At 66.5% G+C, this 14,418-nt stretch carries 15 protein-coding genes; 8 read left to right on the forward strand and 7 right to left on the reverse strand.

Translation table 11 applies throughout. The features are described from left to right. Positions 1-101 precede the first annotated feature (101 nt). From frr to BS38_RS0118395, 3 genes are all read left to right on the forward strand, one after another. Positions 102-659, forward strand: coding sequence for a ribosome recycling factor (gene frr / locus BS38_RS0118385; protein WP_028272132.1), 558 nt, complete (start codon positions 102-104; stop codon positions 657-659). After that, positions 659-1,579: a phosphatidate cytidylyltransferase gene (locus BS38_RS0118390; RefSeq protein ID WP_028272133.1), complete on the forward strand. Its 921-nt coding sequence runs from the start codon at positions 659-661 to the stop codon at positions 1,577-1,579. Before frr ends, BS38_RS0118390 begins: the two co-directional genes overlap by 1 nt. Before the next feature lie 77 nt (positions 1,580-1,656). Then, positions 1,657-2,241 (forward strand): DivIVA domain-containing protein, encoded by a 585-nt coding sequence (locus BS38_RS0118395; protein ID WP_028272134.1) that lies wholly within the window; start codon positions 1,657-1,659, stop codon positions 2,239-2,241. Positions 2,242-2,269: 28 nt separating this feature from the next. Here BS38_RS0118395 and BS38_RS0118400 read toward each other — a convergent pair whose 3' ends face one another. Genes BS38_RS0118400 through BS38_RS0118415 form a run of 4 tightly spaced genes read right to left on the reverse strand, consistent with a single transcriptional unit; the run spans position 2,270 to position 6,093 of the window. Continuing rightward, positions 2,270-3,766, reverse strand: coding sequence for a sodium/solute symporter (locus BS38_RS0118400; RefSeq protein ID WP_028272135.1), 1,497 nt, complete (start codon positions 3,764-3,766; stop codon positions 2,270-2,272). A gap of 7 nt (positions 3,767-3,773) precedes the next feature. Next, positions 3,774-4,124 (reverse strand): DUF485 domain-containing protein, encoded by a 351-nt coding sequence (locus BS38_RS0118405; RefSeq protein WP_028272136.1) that lies wholly within the window; start codon positions 4,122-4,124, stop codon positions 3,774-3,776. Then, complete coding sequence (locus BS38_RS0118410; RefSeq protein ID WP_028272137.1) at positions 4,121-4,840, reverse strand: LytR/AlgR family response regulator transcription factor; 720 nt, start codon at positions 4,838-4,840, stop codon at positions 4,121-4,123. The genes BS38_RS0118405 and BS38_RS0118410 overlap by 4 nt, the downstream gene beginning before the upstream one ends. Positions 4,841-4,875: 35 nt before the next feature. Then, positions 4,876-6,093, reverse strand: a complete 1,218-nt coding sequence (locus BS38_RS0118415) for a sensor histidine kinase (RefSeq protein ID WP_028272138.1) — start codon at positions 6,091-6,093, stop codon at positions 4,876-4,878. Between the two features lie 199 nt (positions 6,094-6,292). Here BS38_RS0118415 and BS38_RS0118420 point away from each other — a divergent pair, with 199 nt between their 5' ends. Together BS38_RS0118420 and BS38_RS0118425 are read left to right on the forward strand one after the other, a co-directional pair. Next, the gene (locus BS38_RS0118420) at positions 6,293-6,673 is read left to right on the forward strand and encodes a DUF485 domain-containing protein (protein WP_028272139.1); all 381 of its coding nucleotides are present in this window, start codon (positions 6,293-6,295) and stop codon (positions 6,671-6,673) included. Next, positions 6,670-8,289, forward strand: a complete 1,620-nt coding sequence (locus BS38_RS0118425) for a solute symporter family protein (RefSeq protein WP_028272140.1) — start codon at positions 6,670-6,672, stop codon at positions 8,287-8,289. Before BS38_RS0118420 ends, BS38_RS0118425 begins: the two co-directional genes overlap by 4 nt. Positions 8,290-8,385: 96 nt before the next feature. On the opposite strand, the gene BS38_RS26840 is transcribed toward BS38_RS0118425, so the two are convergent. Beyond that, positions 8,386-9,237, reverse strand: a complete 852-nt coding sequence (locus BS38_RS26840; RefSeq protein ID WP_231511326.1) for a hypothetical protein — start codon at positions 9,235-9,237, stop codon at positions 8,386-8,388. Positions 9,238-9,353: 116 nt separating this feature from the next. Continuing rightward, entirely contained in the window at positions 9,354-9,827 is a 474-nt protein-coding gene (locus BS38_RS0118435) for an Lrp/AsnC family transcriptional regulator (RefSeq protein WP_028272142.1), read from the reverse strand. A gap of 196 nt (positions 9,828-10,023) precedes the next feature. On the opposite strand from BS38_RS0118435, the gene pdhA reads away from it, so the two are divergent. Genes pdhA through BS38_RS0118450 form a run of 3 tightly spaced genes read left to right on the forward strand, consistent with a single transcriptional unit; the run spans position 10,024 to position 13,591 of the window. Continuing rightward, complete coding sequence (gene pdhA, locus BS38_RS0118440; RefSeq protein WP_028272143.1) at positions 10,024-11,202, forward strand: pyruvate dehydrogenase (acetyl-transferring) E1 component subunit alpha; 1,179 nt, start codon at positions 10,024-10,026, stop codon at positions 11,200-11,202. Then, positions 11,202-12,212 (forward strand): alpha-ketoacid dehydrogenase subunit beta, encoded by a 1,011-nt coding sequence (locus BS38_RS0118445; protein ID WP_028272144.1) that lies wholly within the window; start codon positions 11,202-11,204, stop codon positions 12,210-12,212. The genes pdhA and BS38_RS0118445 overlap by 1 nt, the downstream gene beginning before the upstream one ends. Beyond that, positions 12,209-13,591: a dihydrolipoamide acetyltransferase family protein gene (locus BS38_RS0118450; protein ID WP_028272145.1), complete on the forward strand. Its 1,383-nt coding sequence runs from the start codon at positions 12,209-12,211 to the stop codon at positions 13,589-13,591. The genes BS38_RS0118445 and BS38_RS0118450 overlap by 4 nt, the downstream gene beginning before the upstream one ends. A gap of 89 nt (positions 13,592-13,680) precedes the next feature. On the opposite strand, the gene BS38_RS25625 is transcribed toward BS38_RS0118450, so the two are convergent. Beyond that, positions 13,681-14,289, reverse strand: coding sequence for an SACE_7040 family transcriptional regulator (locus BS38_RS25625; protein WP_051629016.1), 609 nt, complete (start codon positions 14,287-14,289; stop codon positions 13,681-13,683). Between the last annotated feature and the right edge of the window lie 129 nt (positions 14,290-14,418).

Genomic DNA, 14,418 nt, shown 5'->3' on the forward strand with positions numbered 1-14,418 from the left:
TAGGATGATTTGAGGAAGGCCGGCCCGCAGGGCGGGCCGCAAAGACGGAACGAACCGTGCATTCCGGCCAGCCGGAATGCACCAATTTCTGAGGAGAGACCGTGATCGAAGAGACCTTGCTCGAAGCCGGGGACAAGATGGACAAGGCAGTCGAGGTAGCCAAGGAAGACTTCGCCTCGATCCGGACCGGCCGCGCCACGCCAGGACTCTACAACCGGGTGCTGGTGGACTACTACGGTTCACCCACCCCGCTGCAGCAGCTGGCATCGTTCGCCGTTCCCGACGCGCGGACCATCCTGATCACCCCGTTCGACAAGACGGCCCTCCGCGACATCGAGCGGGCCCTCAGCGACTCCGAGGTGGGCGCCAACCCGTCCAACGACGGCAACGTCATCCGGATCACCATTCCGGAGCTGACCAAGGAACGCCGCAAGGAATACGTCAAAATCGTCAAGGCAAAGGGCGAGGACGCCAAGGTGTCCATCCGGAACATCCGCCGCAAGGCCAAGGAAACCCTGGACAAGCTGGTCAAGGACGGCGAAGCAGGCGAGGACGAGGGTGCGCGCGGCGAGAAGGAACTCGACGCCATGACCAAATCGCACGTTGACGGCATCGACGACCTGCTCAAGCGCAAGGAAGCCGAGCTGCTCGAGGTCTGATGGATCAGGCACAGCAGGCGCCCGGACCCAGGGTCCGGGCCCGGGGGAAGCAGCGCTCCAACCCAACGCCCAAGGCCGGCAGGAATCTTCCGGCCGCCACCGTGGTGGGTCTCGCAATGCTTTTCGCCGTCTTGGGGGGTCTCCTGTTCCTGCCGCTCGGATTTGTGCTGGTCACTACCACCTTCGCGGTGTTCGGTGTCTGGGAGATCTTCCGTGCCCTTGAAGTAAGCGGTACCCGCCTGCCCATCGTTCCAGTGATGGTGGGCACGGTGGGAATGCCGCTGGCCGCCTACTTCGGCGGTCTGGAGAGCCTGCTGTTTGCGCTGTTGGCCAGCAGCGTGGCGGTCCTGCTGTGGCGGACCATTGAGAGCGCCGCCGGATCGGCCCGCAGCATCTTTGCCGGCGTCTTTACGCTGGCCTGGGTGCCGTTCTTCATCAGCTTTGCGATCCTGCCGCTGCACGGGGTGGGCAGCGTGACGCCGGTGGGCCTGTGGCCGGGCGGCGTGATTCCGGCCGGCGCATGGCAGATCGCCACCATGCTCCTGCTGGTCGTTTCCAACGACACCTTCGGCTACCTTGTCGGCGCGTCCTTCGGGAAGCACCCCATGGCGCCCAAGATCAGCCCCAAGAAATCGTGGGAAGGGTTCGCCGGATCCATCGCCGGCGCCATTGCCGTGGGTGTCCTGGCCTGCATTTTCCTGCTGGACAAGCCCTGGTGGGTCGGCGTGGTGCTGGCCGTGGGCATGGTGGCCGCGGCCACCATCGGCGACCTCTCCGAATCCATGGTCAAACGGGAACTCGGCATCAAGGACATGAGCAGCATCCTGCCCGGCCACGGCGGCGTGATGGACCGCCTGGACTCAATCGTCTTCGCCTCGCCGGCAGCGTTTATCCTGTTCACAGCTGTTTCGGGAGCCTGAGGCATCCTGCCCGGCAACAGATCCGCACCTTAGACTGGTGCGGAGCAAAACAGCTGAACAGCACTGAAGGAAGCAAAGTGACAGTGGACATTCAACGGCAGATACCTGCGTCATTTGACCGCGTGCAGCGGAATGAATACGGCTACAACGCCAAGCAGGTGGATGAGTTCCTCCAGCGGGCGCGGGTTTCGTTCGAGAATCCGGGAGCGGCCGGCCAGGCCATCAAGAGCGCCGACGTCCGGGCTGTCTGCTTCGATCCTGTCAAGGGCGGCTACGCCGCGGCCGGTGTGGACGCGGCCCTGGACCGCCTGGAGGACGCCTTCGCACGGCGGGAGCGGGACGAGCTCATCGGCGCCCGCGGCGAGGAGGCCTGGCTCCGCGAAATCGGCAAGCTGTCCGGGCTGCTGCGGGGCAGGTTGCACCGTCGCGACGGTGAGCGGTTCCGCCGGCCCGCAGGCAGCCGGGGCCGGAGCTACAACACCGTGGACGTGGACAACCTGTGCCATGACCTCATCGGCTACCTCGAGGCGGACCAGCCGCTCAGCGTCGACAATGTCCGCCGCGCGGTCTTCCGTCAGGCCAAGGGCAAGGACGGCTACGAAGAAACCCAGGTGGACGCGTTCCTGGATCGCGTGGTCGAACTCATGGCAGCCATCGACTGACAGCTTCTCCTGGCGGCCCGCAACGTCCTTAGCGGTCTGAGTGTCCCTGCCGTTCGGTGGCCAGCGGTCGTTCCGGCGTGTGGAGCCTGGTCATCACCTTCGTGAGCGTCCTCGGCACGCGGCCCTTCGTGGCACGGGAGACCAGGACCATCACGGCGAACGCCGCCGGGACTGTCCAGGCCGCCGGCTGTGCAAGCCACTGCGGCATCGCGGCGCCGGACGCCGCCGGACCGGACAGGGCGCCCGCAACCAGGGCGCCGCCGCACAGCACGCCGCCGGTCACCATCCCGGCGATCGCTCCTGCGTCCGTGAGGCCGCGCCACCAGATCCCCAGCAACAGGGCGGGGCAGATTGTTGAGGCTGTGAACGCGAAGACGAGGCCCACGCTGCCGGCCAGGGCCAGGGAATCGGTCATAAAGGCAAAGCCCAGGGGAACAGTCGCCGAAATCAGCGCGGCCAGGCGGAAGCCGCGGACGCTCCCGCCCAGGACATCCTGGCTGATGACGCCTGCGAGCGAGACCACCAGCCCCGAGGTGGTGGACAGGAACGCCGCGAACGCTCCCGCCACCACGAGTGCTGAGAGCATGTCCCCGGCCGGGCCGCCGATCAGGCGGCCGGGCAGGAGCAGGACCAGCGCATCGGAGCGTTCGCCCTGGGCCAGACCCGGGGCGAACATCCGCCCGAGCAGACCGTACGCGGTGGGAAAGAGATAGAACACGGAGAGCAGCCCCAGCACGATCAACGTGGTGCGGCGGGCCGACTGCCCGTCCGGGTTGGTGTAGAACCGCACCAGGACGTGCGGCAGACCAAGCGTGCCAAAGAGCAGCGCCACCAGCAGCGAGATGTTCTGGTAGGGCCCGTTGGGGGCCAGCCCGGTGGGGTTCGTGTTGGCTTCGGCCAGGGCCGGTGTCCCGTTGCCCGCCAGCACGAGGGCGATGAACACAATGGGCACGGCCAGGGCTGTGAGCTTCAGCCAGTACTGGAAAGCCTGCACAAAAGTGATGGAACGCATCCCGCCCGCCACCACCGTCAGGCACACCACAATGACGACCGCCACGGACCCCACCCAGGACGGCAGTCCGGTGGTGATGCGGATCGTCAGGGCGGCGCCGTGGAGCTGAGGCACAATGTAAAGCCAGCCCACCACCACAACCACCAGGCTGGTCACGCGGCGGACCGCCCGGGAATCCAGCCGCACCTCGGTAAAGTCCGGGAGCGTATAGGCGCCTGATCGCCGCAGCGGAGCGGCAACGAAGAGCAGCAGCATCAGGTATCCCGCGGTGTAACCGATGGGAAACCAAAGCGCATCGGTACCGGACAGCAGGACCAGTCCCGCCACGCCCAGGAAGCTCGCGGCAGAGAGGTACTCGCCGCCGATCGCGGACGCATTCCACCAGGGCCGGACCGTCCGGGACGCCACGTAGAAGTCGCCGGTGGTGCGTGAAATCCGCAATCCGTAAAACCCGATGACGGCGGTGGCCACGGAAACACCAACCAGCGCCGCGATGCCCACCACCGGGTTCACCGCCGCCTCACCTGTCCTCCGCCAGGTCCCGGTACCGGGCCTCGTTGCGGCTGGCCGACCGGATGTAGAGCCACGCGCTGAGGCCGATCACGGGGTAGATCCCGGCACCCAGGAGCAACCAGCCGAAGGGGATGCCCGCGATGGTGGCCTCCGCGAGGCCCGGCACCAGCCCCAGCATGAGGGGAAAAGCCAGCAGGATCAGCAGGAAGCCGGCGGCCACCACCAGGGACAGGCGCAGCTGGGAACGGATCAGGGACCGGACGAACACCTGGCCCACGTCGGATTCCTCGGCGGCCACGCGGGAGTCCATCACCGGTTTGGCCTCGGAGCGCGGCGCCGTCACCTTGACGCGGGTCATGCCTGCGGCCGGATCCGGGTGGCTTCAAGTTTCTCCCGGACCGACGGCAGGTGGCGGCGGCTGATCGGCAGTTCGGCACCTGCCACGGTGACCGTGGGCCGGGCGGCGGCAAGCTTCATGTGGCTGACGTGATTGAGCGCAATGAGGTAGGACCGGTGCGTGCGGAGGAAGCCGGCCTCCGCCCACTGCTGTTCCAGGTCGGCCAGCGGGACCCGGATCAGGTAGCTGGCGTCCGCCGTGTGCAGCCGGGCGTAATCGCCCTGGGCCTGGACGTACGTGACGTCGTCGCGCCGGATCATCCGGGTGGTGCCGCCGAGGTCCACCGTGATCATTTCCGGCGTTGCGGCGCCGTCCTTCATGAGTTCACTGATGCGGCCCACCGACCTGGCCAGGCGCTCGGCGCGCACGGGCTTCAACAGGTAGTCGACGGCGGCGAGTTCGAACGCTTCCAGCGCGCAGTCCTCGTCCGCGGTCACGAAGACCACCGCCGGGGGCTTGCTGCTCCGGGAGATGGCCCGGGCAATGTCCAGGCCGGACAGGGCGGGCATGTGGATGTCCAGGAACACCGCGTCCACCGTCTCGGCATCGAGCACACGGAGGGCCTCTGCGCCGGAAGACGCCCGGTGGATGGCGCCGATCCGGTCGTCCCGGCCAAGCAGGAACGCCAGTTCCTCGACGGCGGGCAGCTCGTCGTCAGCGACGAGGACGTTAATCATGGTTCTAGATTATCCCTGTGTGCCGGATGGCGCTTTCACGCATCGTGGTGGGGCTGCGACTTGGGCACGCGCATGGTGATCAGGGTTCCCTCCCCGGGTGCCGTCTCGATGACCAGGCCGTTGTCTTCGCCGTAGACCTGGCGGAGCCGGGCGTCCACGTTCCGCAGCCCCACATGGTCCCCGTCGCTGTGCCCGGCCAGCATGGACCGCAGCTGTTCGGGATCCATCCCCACGCCGTCGTCCTCGATGGTTACTTCCGCGAACGCCCCGGAATCGTTCGCCGCAATGGTGATGTGGCCCGGACCCTCCTTGGCCTCCAGGCCGTGCCGGACCGCGTTTTCGACGAGGGGCTGCAGGCTGAGGAACGGGATCACGGTACTCAGCACCTCGGGGGCGATCCGCAGGCTTACCTGCACGCGGTCGCCGAACCGGGCGCGTTCCAGCAGCAGGTAGCGGTCGATGCAGCGGAGCTCTTCGGCGAGGGTGGTGAAGTCCCCGTGGCGGCGGAAGGAGTAGCGGGTGAAGTCGGCGAATTCCACCACCAGTTCCCTGGCCCGCACGGGGTCGGTGTTGATGAAGGACGCGATGGCGTTCAGGGAGTTGTAGATGAAGTGCGGGCTGATCTGGGCGCGGAGGGCCCGGACCTCGGCCTCCATCAGGAGGGTGCGGGAGGCATCGAGTTCGGCGAGTTCAACCTGGGCAGCCACCCAGTCGGCCACTTCGCCGGTGGCCCTGACCAGGCCGGCCCCTGCGGACGGCGCAAAAGCCGCCACAACGCCCACCACACGCGCGCCGGCCTTGATGGGGGCAATCACCACTGCGCGTTCGACGTCGGGCGTGATCGGGCCGGAGGCGGTGTCGCCGGCGAGCATCTGCAGCTCGCCCGCCGGGATCACCGCCGTGTGGCCGCCGTCAAGCACCTTGGCGGCGAGGCCCATCAGGGACGGTTTCAGTTCTTCGGCGGCGCCGTCCCAGGCGAGCACCCCCGAGGTGTCGGTGATGGCCAGGGCATCGCAGCCCAGGATGCTGCGGAGCTGCTTGCTCGCTTTCGCCGCGCCCGCGGGGTTCAGGCCGGTGCGCAGGTGCTGGCCGGCCCGGGAGGCCGCGTGCAGGGTCTTGTAGGTGGCCCGTTCCGCGTCGGTGCCGAGCTCCCGGAAGGACCGGAGGACCTTCAGGCCCACTCCGACGACGACGGCGATCGCCATGGCGATCACGGCGATCGCGGCGGCGGTGAACAACGGGGAGTCCGGCATGGTGCCCAGCGTAGCCTGCCCGGCGTAGCCGCGGTGCACCGTTTGGCGCAGCATCAGGACCGCTGAGCGACGGCCCCGCGGGCTTCTCTGGAATGTAAGCACCGTCACGGGGCACAGTGATTGCAGTCACATTGGCTGGGACTGTCTGTGGGGGACAGGGGCAGCAGGTGTGGACGGCAAGTCTCAATGAGGAGGAATGATGGGTAACGATGCCCCAACTCCGGACGCAGCGGCGTCCGTGGACTTCAAGCAAGTCCAGTCGACCAAGCAGTTCCAGGAACTGCGCAAGCGTCACCGCAGCTTTGTCTTTCCGATGGCCGTTGCGTTCCTGCTTTGGTATTTCGCATACGTCCTCCTGGCCGACTATGCGGTCGGCTTCATGTCCACGAAAGTCTGGGGCAACATCAACATCGGGCTGATCCTGGGCCTGCTGCAGTTCGTTTCCACGTTCGCCATCACGGGCTGGTACGTGAGCTACTCCAACCGGCGGCTCGATCCCATCGCGGCAGAAATCCGCCACGAAATCGAGGGCCACGAGTTCGATAAGGAAGGCAACAAAATCAGCGGGGTAACCAAATGACGCTTATGATTCCCGCAGCCGTGGACGTTGCGGACCTCAAGGAAACCACCCTGCTGAACATGGGCATCTTCGGCCTGTTCGTGGCCGTCACCATGATCATCGTGATCAAGGCCAGCCGCAACAACAAGACGGCGGCAGACTACTACGCCGCCGGACGTTCGTTTACCGGCCCGCAGAACGGCACCGCCATCGCCGGCGACTACCTCTCCGCCGCCTCGTTCCTGGGCATCACCGGCGCCATCGCCATCAACGGGTACGACGGCTTTATGTACTCCATCGGCTTCCTGGTCGCCTGGCTGGTCGCCCTGCTGCTGGTCGCCGAGCTGCTCCGCAACACCGGCAAGTTCACCATGGCCGACGTCCTCTCCTTCCGCCTCAAGCAGCGCCCCGTGCGCATCGCGGCAGCCATCTCCACCCTCGCGGTCTGCTTCTTCTACCTCCTGGCGCAGATGGCCGGCGCCGGCAGCCTGATCTCCCTGCTCCTCGGCATCAGCGACTGGGGCGGGCAGGCCCTGGTGATCATCGTCGTCGGCGCCCTGATGATCATGTACGTCCTGATCGGCGGCATGAAGGGCACCACCTGGGTCCAGATCATCAAGGCCATGCTCCTGATTGCCGGTGCGGCCGTCATGACGTTCTGGGTCCTCGCCATCTACGGCTTCAACCTCTCCGACCTCCTGGGCGGCGCGGTGGAAACCTCCGGGAATCCGAACGTCCTCAACCCGGGCCTGCAGTACGGCAAGACCGAAACCTCCAAGCTTGACTTCATGTCCCTGGGCCTGGCCCTCGTGCTCGGAACCGCGGCCCTGCCCCACGTCCTGATGCGCTTCTACACGGTTCCCACCGCCAAGGAAGCCCGCAAGTCCGTGGTCTGGTCCATCTGGCTGATCGGCCTGTTCTACCTGTTCACCCTTGTCCTGGGCTACGGCGCTGCGGCACTGGTCGGCGCTGACACCATCAAGGCTGCCCCGGGCGGCGTGAATTCGGCCGCACCGCTGCTGGCGTTCCACCTCGGCGGGCCGCTGCTGCTCGGCTTCATCTCCGCGGTGGCCTTCGCCACCATCCTGGCCGTCGTCGCAGGCCTCACCATCACCGCGGCGGCATCGTTTGCCCACGACATCTACGCCAGCGTTATCGCCAAGGGGAAGGCCGACGCCGACACCGAGGTCAAGGTGGCGCGGCGCACCGTGGTGGTCATCGGGCTCCTGGCCATTGCCGGCGGCATCTTCGCCAACGGCCAGAACGTGGCGTTCCTTGTGGCCCTCGCCTTCGCGGTAGCGGCATCGGCGAACCTGCCCACCATCGTGTACTCGCTGTTCTGGCGCAAGTTCACCACCCAGGGCGCAATCTGGAGCATGTACGGAGGGCTGGGCTCGGCGATCATCCTGATTGCCCTGTCGCCGGTGGTCTCGGGTGCCAAGACGTCCATGATCCCGGGCGCCAACTTCGCGATCTTCCCGCTGAGCAACCCCGGCATCGTCTCCATCCCGCTCGCGTTCTTCCTGGGCTGGCTCGGTTCGGTGCTGGACAAGAAGCTGGAAGACACCACCAAGCAGGCCGAAATGGAAGTGCGCTCCCTGACCGGCGTAGGTGCCGAGAAGGCCGTGGACCACTAGCCCCTGCGGGTTGAAACGAAAACAGGAGCTTCCGCGAAAACCGCGGGAGCTCCTGTTTTTGTGTCTGAACCTTGTTTTGTGTCTGAAACCCTGGGATCAGGCCTTAGGCCGGAGTTTGATGTTGATCATCTTCATGTCCTTGTTGCCGTCGAAGCGGTAGGCCAGATCCACTTCCTTGCCGTCGCAGCTGATGACCCCGGCGACGTCGGCAGCGTTATTGCCGTTTTCCGTGCTGACCTTGAGGTCGTTGTAGCTCGGTTTGCAGGTACCGTCCAGCTCGAGGCTTTGGACGCCGGCCGCGAATTCTTCCTTCGAGAGCTTGTCCTGCAGGGCCGGGTCGAGGAAGTCGTCGTAGGCGGCATCGGTGTCACCGGCGATGACGAGCTGCGTAAAATCGTCCGCCAGCCCTTTGGCCTTGGCAGTAGCGCCGCCCACGAGGTTAACCAGCAGCGCCACCCCCACGACGGCGAGGAGCACGACTCCGCCGACGATGCCCAGGATGATCCACAGTTTCCTGCGGTTCCTGGCCGGCGGCTGCTGGCCAGGAGCGCCGTAAGGCCCGGGGACGGCAGGGGCGCCGTACGGGGAGCCTTGGTACTGCGGATGCCCGCCCTGCGGCGTTCCGTACTGCGCAGTTCCGTATTGCGGGTGCCCGGCAAGCGGATCCGTGGACGGCGGCGGTCCGTACTGTGGCTGTCCGTGCTGCGGCTGCCCGTAGTCGGGAGTCCCGTAGTGCGGAGTCCCGAAATGCGGAGCGGGCGGCTGCTGGCCGGAGGGCTCATGCGGCGGAAGGGGCGGCTGTCCGGGAACTTCCGGTTGGGGGACGCCCGGCTGCGGGGTGCCTTGCTGCGGCGCGGCGCGCGGCGGGACGGGAGGCGGCTGCTGCCGCCGACGGCCCCCGCCGGGGCCCGGTTCGGCAGGCTGGTACGGTTCCTGAGGATTGCTCAAGATCAAGCCTTTCCGGCAGCCGGCCTGGCCACTGCCTGATTGCACGGGCCGTTCACGGCCGCGATTCATTCAACTGCACCCAGCCTATAACCCCGCGCCCATAGCCCGGGCCCGCGTTACCCCTCGGCGTAGCCCCGCTCGAGCAGCGGCTGGACCCGGAAGGGGATCAGCTCTCCCATGGCGAGGGCGGTGTCCGTCCGGTCCACTCCTTCACAGGCCAGGATCTTGCCGTTGATCCGGAAGAGGTCCTCGGCGTCCAGCGCCACCACCCGCAGCAGGAGGTCGGCCGAACCTGTCAGTCCGTAGCCTTCCAGGATTTCCGGGATGCCGGCGAGATCCACCGCCAGCTGGCCCAGTTTCTGCTGCTGCACATGGACGGAGATGAACGCCATCAGCGGGTATCCAAGTGCGGCCGGACTGATGCGCCGTTCGAAGGACAGGAAGACGTGCTTCTTCTCCAGCTGGGCCAGCCGGGCCTGCACGGTGTTGCGCGAGAGCCCGAGCTTCTGGGCCAGAGCCACCACTGTCCGCTTCGGGTCCTTGGCGAGGGCGGAAAGGAGTCGCGTGTCGGTGCCATCCAAAGCTTGCATAATGCGCAAGATTAGCACGACGGATACCGCACGGGCAGTGCATTCTGCTCAGTATTATCTATGGTGGTTGTACCCAATGAGCATTGTGAGTATCGTCACAATTATCCGGGGCAACGGCGCCCGGGCGGCTGGCGTGCACGGGGATCACGAGTTTCCTGAGCGCCGGTGACACGACGTATGAAGGTTGCGTGCAACTGTGTTTACAGACGAGTTGGGTCAGGGCGGCAACGCCGCCGGTGGCCCGGACAACAGTGCAGGACATCACAGCGGGACGGGCGAGAGCCGGGTCCAACTCATCACCCCGGGGGGTGAACGCGTCAGCCATCCGCAATACGACGCCTGGGTCCGGGATGTCACTGATGAGCAGCTGGGTTCCCTCTATGAGGACATGGTGGTCATCCGGCGGATCGATACCGAAGCCACCGCCCTCCAGCGGCAGGGGGAACTCGGCCTGTGGCCGCCGCTCCTGGGGCAGGAGGCCTCCCAGGTCGGTTCCGCGAGGGCTCTCCGCGACGATGACTTCGTGTTTTCCAGCTACCGCGAGAACGGTGTCGCTTACTGCCGCGGCGTGGACCTGGCCGACATCCTCACGGTGTGGCGGGGCAACGCGTCGTCGGGCTGGGATCCGTACACCGTCAACATGGCCACTCCGCAGATCATCATCGGAGCCCAGACCCTTCATGCCACCGGCTACGCCATGGGCATCCAAAATGACGGCGCAGACTCCGTGGCCATTACGTACTTCGGCGACGGCGCCACCAGCGAGGGTGACGTCAACGAGGCCATGGTCTTCGCCGCCAGCTTCCAGTCCCCGGTGATCTTCTTCTGCCAGAACAACCACTGGGCCATTTCCGAGCCGGTCCGCCTGCAGTCCCACATCAGGATCGCCGACCGTGCTTCCGGGTTCGGGATTCCCAGCGTCCAGGTTGATGGCAACGACGTGCTTGCGGTGATGGCGGCCACCCGCGAGGCAATCGAACGGGCACGCCACGGCGGCGGACCGACGTTCATTGAAGCGGTCACCTACCGGATGGGTCCGCACACGACTGCCGACGACCCCACCCGGTACCGGGATGCCAACGAACTGGAAGACTGGGCGGCCAAGGACCCGATTGCCCGGGTGAAGGGCCTGCTGGAACGCAAGGGACTCCTGACCGAGCAACTCGAGGCCCAGGTGGCTGCCAAGGCCGACGCCGTTGCCCGGGAGCTGCGGGCCGGTTGCATCAACATGCCGGATCCCCAGCCGCTGGACATCTTCAAGCACGTCTACAGCACCCCCAACTCCTGGCTGGACCGCCAGGAGGACCACTACTCCCGTTACCTGGCTTCCTTCGGCGATCCCGAGGGTGCCAACTCTGAAGAAGGTGCTCGCTGATGACCCAGATGACCTTTGCCCGGGCAATTAACTCCGGCCTCCGCAAGTCCCTCGAAAACGACCCCAAGGTCATCCTGATGGGCGAGGACATCGGCACGCTCGGCGGTGTGTTCCGCGTGACCGACGGTCTGCAGAAGGACTTCGGCAAGCACCGCGTGGTGGACACCCCGCTCGCCGAGTCCGCCATCATGGGCACCGCCGTCGGCCTTGCCTACCGCGGCTACCGGCCGGTGGTGGAAATCCAGTTTGACGGGTTCATCTATCCGGCGTTCGACCAGATCGTGTCCCAGGTGGCCAAGCTCCATTACCGTACGCAGGGCCACGTCAAGATGCCCATCACCGTGCGCGTCCCCTTTGGCGGCGGCATCGGTTCCCCGGAGCACCACTCCGAGTCGCCGGAGGCGTACTTCACCCACACGTCCGGCCTCCGCGTGGTCAGCGTCTCCAACCCGCAGGACGCCTACACCATGATCCAGCAGGCGATTGCCAGCGACGATCCCGTGCTGTTCTTCGAGCCGAAGCGCCGCTACCACGACAAGGGCGAAGTGGATGAGTCGATCGATCCCGCCACCGCGCTGTCGATGGAGAAGGCCCGTGTGGTGACCGAGGGCAAGGACGTCACGCTCGTCGCCTACGGCCCGCTGGTCAAGACTGCCAAGGACGCCGCCCTGGCCGCTGCCGACGAAGGCGTGTCGATTGAGGTCATCGACCTGCGGTCGCTGGCGCCCGTGGACTTCGCCACGCTGGAGGCCTCGGTGCGGAAGACGGGACGGCTGGTGATTACGCACGAGGCCGGGCAGTCCGGCGGGCTCGGTGCCGAACTGGCCGCAAGCATCACCGAACGCTGCTTCTACCACCTCGAAGCCGCCCCGGTCCGGATCACCGGCTTCGACGTCCCGTACCCGTATTCGAAACTTGAAATGCATCATCTTCCGGGTCTGGACAGAATCCTTGACGGTGTGGACCGTGCCCTGGGCCGTCCCAACTCCCTCAGCGGGCTGGAAGGATGAGCGCCGCCATGATCAAGGAATTCAGGCTCCCGGACCTCGGCGAAGGGCTGACGGAATCGGAAATCCTCAGCTGGAAAGTGGCTGTGGGCGATACCGTGGCGTTGAACCAGGTCATTGCTGAAGTGGAAACGGCCAAGGCCGTCGTTGAACTGCCGTCACCGTTCGCCGGTGTGATCACCGCCCTCCACGAACAGCCGGGAACCGTGGTGGAAGTAGGTAAGCCGATCGTTTCCTTCGAGGTTGAAGGTGACGACGGCGGGCCGTCCACCGGCGGCGGCCAGGCTCCGGCCGGAGCCGCCAAACGGGAACCCAACCTCGTGGGGTACGGCGCCGTCGTCGAAAGTTCCGGCCGTCCGGCACGGCGCGCCCGTGCGTTCGCTGCGCCGGTCGAAACCGCGGCCCCGGCTGCCCCGGTGGTTGAACCGGTCGAAACCCGGACCCCGGCTGCGCCGGTGGTTGAGCGGGTCGAAACGCCGGCCCCTGCCGAACGCCCGCGGTCCACGCCGCCGGTTCGGAAACTCGCCAAGGACCTTGGCGTAGAGCTCACGGCAGTGACCGGCACCGGCACCGGCGGGCTGATCACACGCGACGACGTGCGGAACTTCGTTGGCGGGGGAGACCTCCCTGCGGCTGCCCGGGCCCTGGCCGGAGCGGGAGAGGGAACCGCCGCCGCGGGCGGGCGCGAAACGCGGACGCCGATCAAGGGGGTCCGCAAGCTCACGGCCGCGGCGATGGTGTCGAGTGCTTTCACGGCACCGCACGCCACGGAATTCCTGACCGTCGACGTCACGCCCACCATGGAGCTGCTGGCGCGGCTCAAGGCAAGCCGGGCCTTTGAAGGCTTCAAGCTGACACCGCTGACGCTCGTGGCCAAGGCGCTGCTGATTGCCCTCCGCCGCCAGCCGTCGCTGAATTCGCGGTGGGACGAAGCGAACCAGGAGATCGTGCAGTTCAACTACGTGAACCTTGGCATCGCCGCGGCCACCCCCCGGGGACTGACCGTGCCGAACATCAAGGACGCCGACCGGATGTCCCTGACTGAGCTGTCCACGGCGCTCACGGCGCTGACCGAGACCGCCCGCGCGGGCAAAACCAGCCCGGCCGAGCTCTCCGGCGGCACCGTCTCCATCACGAACATCGGAGTTTTCGGCATCGATGCCGGCACGCCGATCCTCAACCCGGGCGAAGCGGCCATCCTCGCTATGGGCGCCGTGCGGAAGATGCCCTGGGAATACAAGGATGAAGTGGCCCTCCGCCAGGTCATGACCCTGAGCCTGTCTTTCGACCACAGGCTGGTCGACGGCGAACAGGGGTCACGCTTCCTGGCGGATATCGGGGCAATCCTGGCGGACCCGGGCATGGTCCTGGCCATGGTCTAGTCTGCCGACCTCGGCAAACCGACGCCAGCAAAACTGCCGGCCGCCCCTTCCGAACGGAAGCGGCGGCCGGCAGTTTGATTCTGCGGCTGTCAGCTGAGCGGCTGAGGCGTCGCCGCCACCAGCAGGGCGGCGAGGGCCATGCTTTCCAGCAGGGGGCGGGCCGACTTGACCGCGACCCGCCGGCCATGGCTGCGGACCGAATGCGGTGTCGAGTTGATAAGGCCGAAGGCGGCGTGCGCGCGCATCCGGAGTTCGGCGGTATCGGTGCCCGTGTGCAGTGCCTGCAGCACCTCAACCCACAGCTCCACGTAGTTGCGCTGCAGGGTGCGGACCTCGGCCTGGTCGTCGTCGGAGAGGTTGCTGAAGTCGCGGTCCTGGACCCGGATGACGTCGGGATTGCTCAGGGCGAAGTCCACATGGAACTGCACCAGGCGGGCCAGTGCCGCGGCGGGATCACCGGCGTCTGCAACCACCCGGCGGCCGCCGTCCAGCAGTTCCTGGCTCACGCTGAGCAACAGTGCCCCGAGGACCGCCTGCTTGCCCGCGAAATGGCGGTAGACGGCAGGACCGCTGACCCCTGCCGCGGCACCCAGGTCCTCCAGCGAAACGCGGTTGAAGCCGTTGACGGCAAAAAGGGTGGCAGCGGAGGACAGCAGCGCCTGCCGCCGGCTTTCCTTCGCCTGGCTCCTTTGGGTCATTTGGCTGTTCTGGGTTGTTTGGACCCGCTCGCCCGCCGGGCTGCCGGGACCGCGCTCGATGATCGGCACATTTCCTCCTTGGAACTGCAAATCCTAGCAATGCGGGCGCGTGTTGGACATCACAGTTAA

Origin of the sequence: Arthrobacter sp. UNC362MFTsu5.1, from assembly GCF_000685965.1 — a bacterium.
In the GTDB taxonomy this organism is placed as follows: Bacteria; Actinomycetota; Actinomycetes; order Actinomycetales; family Micrococcaceae; genus Arthrobacter.

Coding starts and splice junctions, on each gene's coding strand:
- BS38_RS0118390 (WP_028272133.1), top strand. CDS start 659: ATGGATCAGGCACAGCAGGCGCCCGGACCCAGGGTCCGGGCCCGGGGG.
- BS38_RS0118405 (WP_028272136.1), bottom strand. CDS start 4,124: ATGACCCGCGTCAAGGTGACGGCGCCGCGCTCCGAGGCCAAACCGGTG.
- BS38_RS0118410 (WP_028272137.1), bottom strand. CDS start 4,840: ATGATTAACGTCCTCGTCGCTGACGACGAGCTGCCCGCCGTCGAGGAA.
- BS38_RS0118415 (WP_028272138.1), bottom strand. CDS start 6,093: ATGCCGGACTCCCCGTTGTTCACCGCCGCCGCGATCGCCGTGATCGCC.
- BS38_RS0118420 (WP_028272139.1), top strand. CDS start 6,293: ATGGGTAACGATGCCCCAACTCCGGACGCAGCGGCGTCCGTGGACTTC.
- BS38_RS0118425 (WP_028272140.1), top strand. CDS start 6,670: ATGACGCTTATGATTCCCGCAGCCGTGGACGTTGCGGACCTCAAGGAA.
- BS38_RS0118435 (WP_028272142.1), bottom strand. CDS start 9,827: ATGCAAGCTTTGGATGGCACCGACACGCGACTCCTTTCCGCCCTCGCC.
- BS38_RS0118445 (WP_028272144.1), top strand. CDS start 11,202: ATGACCCAGATGACCTTTGCCCGGGCAATTAACTCCGGCCTCCGCAAG.
- BS38_RS0118450 (WP_028272145.1), top strand. CDS start 12,209: ATGAGCGCCGCCATGATCAAGGAATTCAGGCTCCCGGACCTCGGCGAA.
- BS38_RS25625 (WP_051629016.1), bottom strand. CDS start 14,289: ATGACCCAAAGGAGCCAGGCGAAGGAAAGCCGGCGGCAGGCGCTGCTG.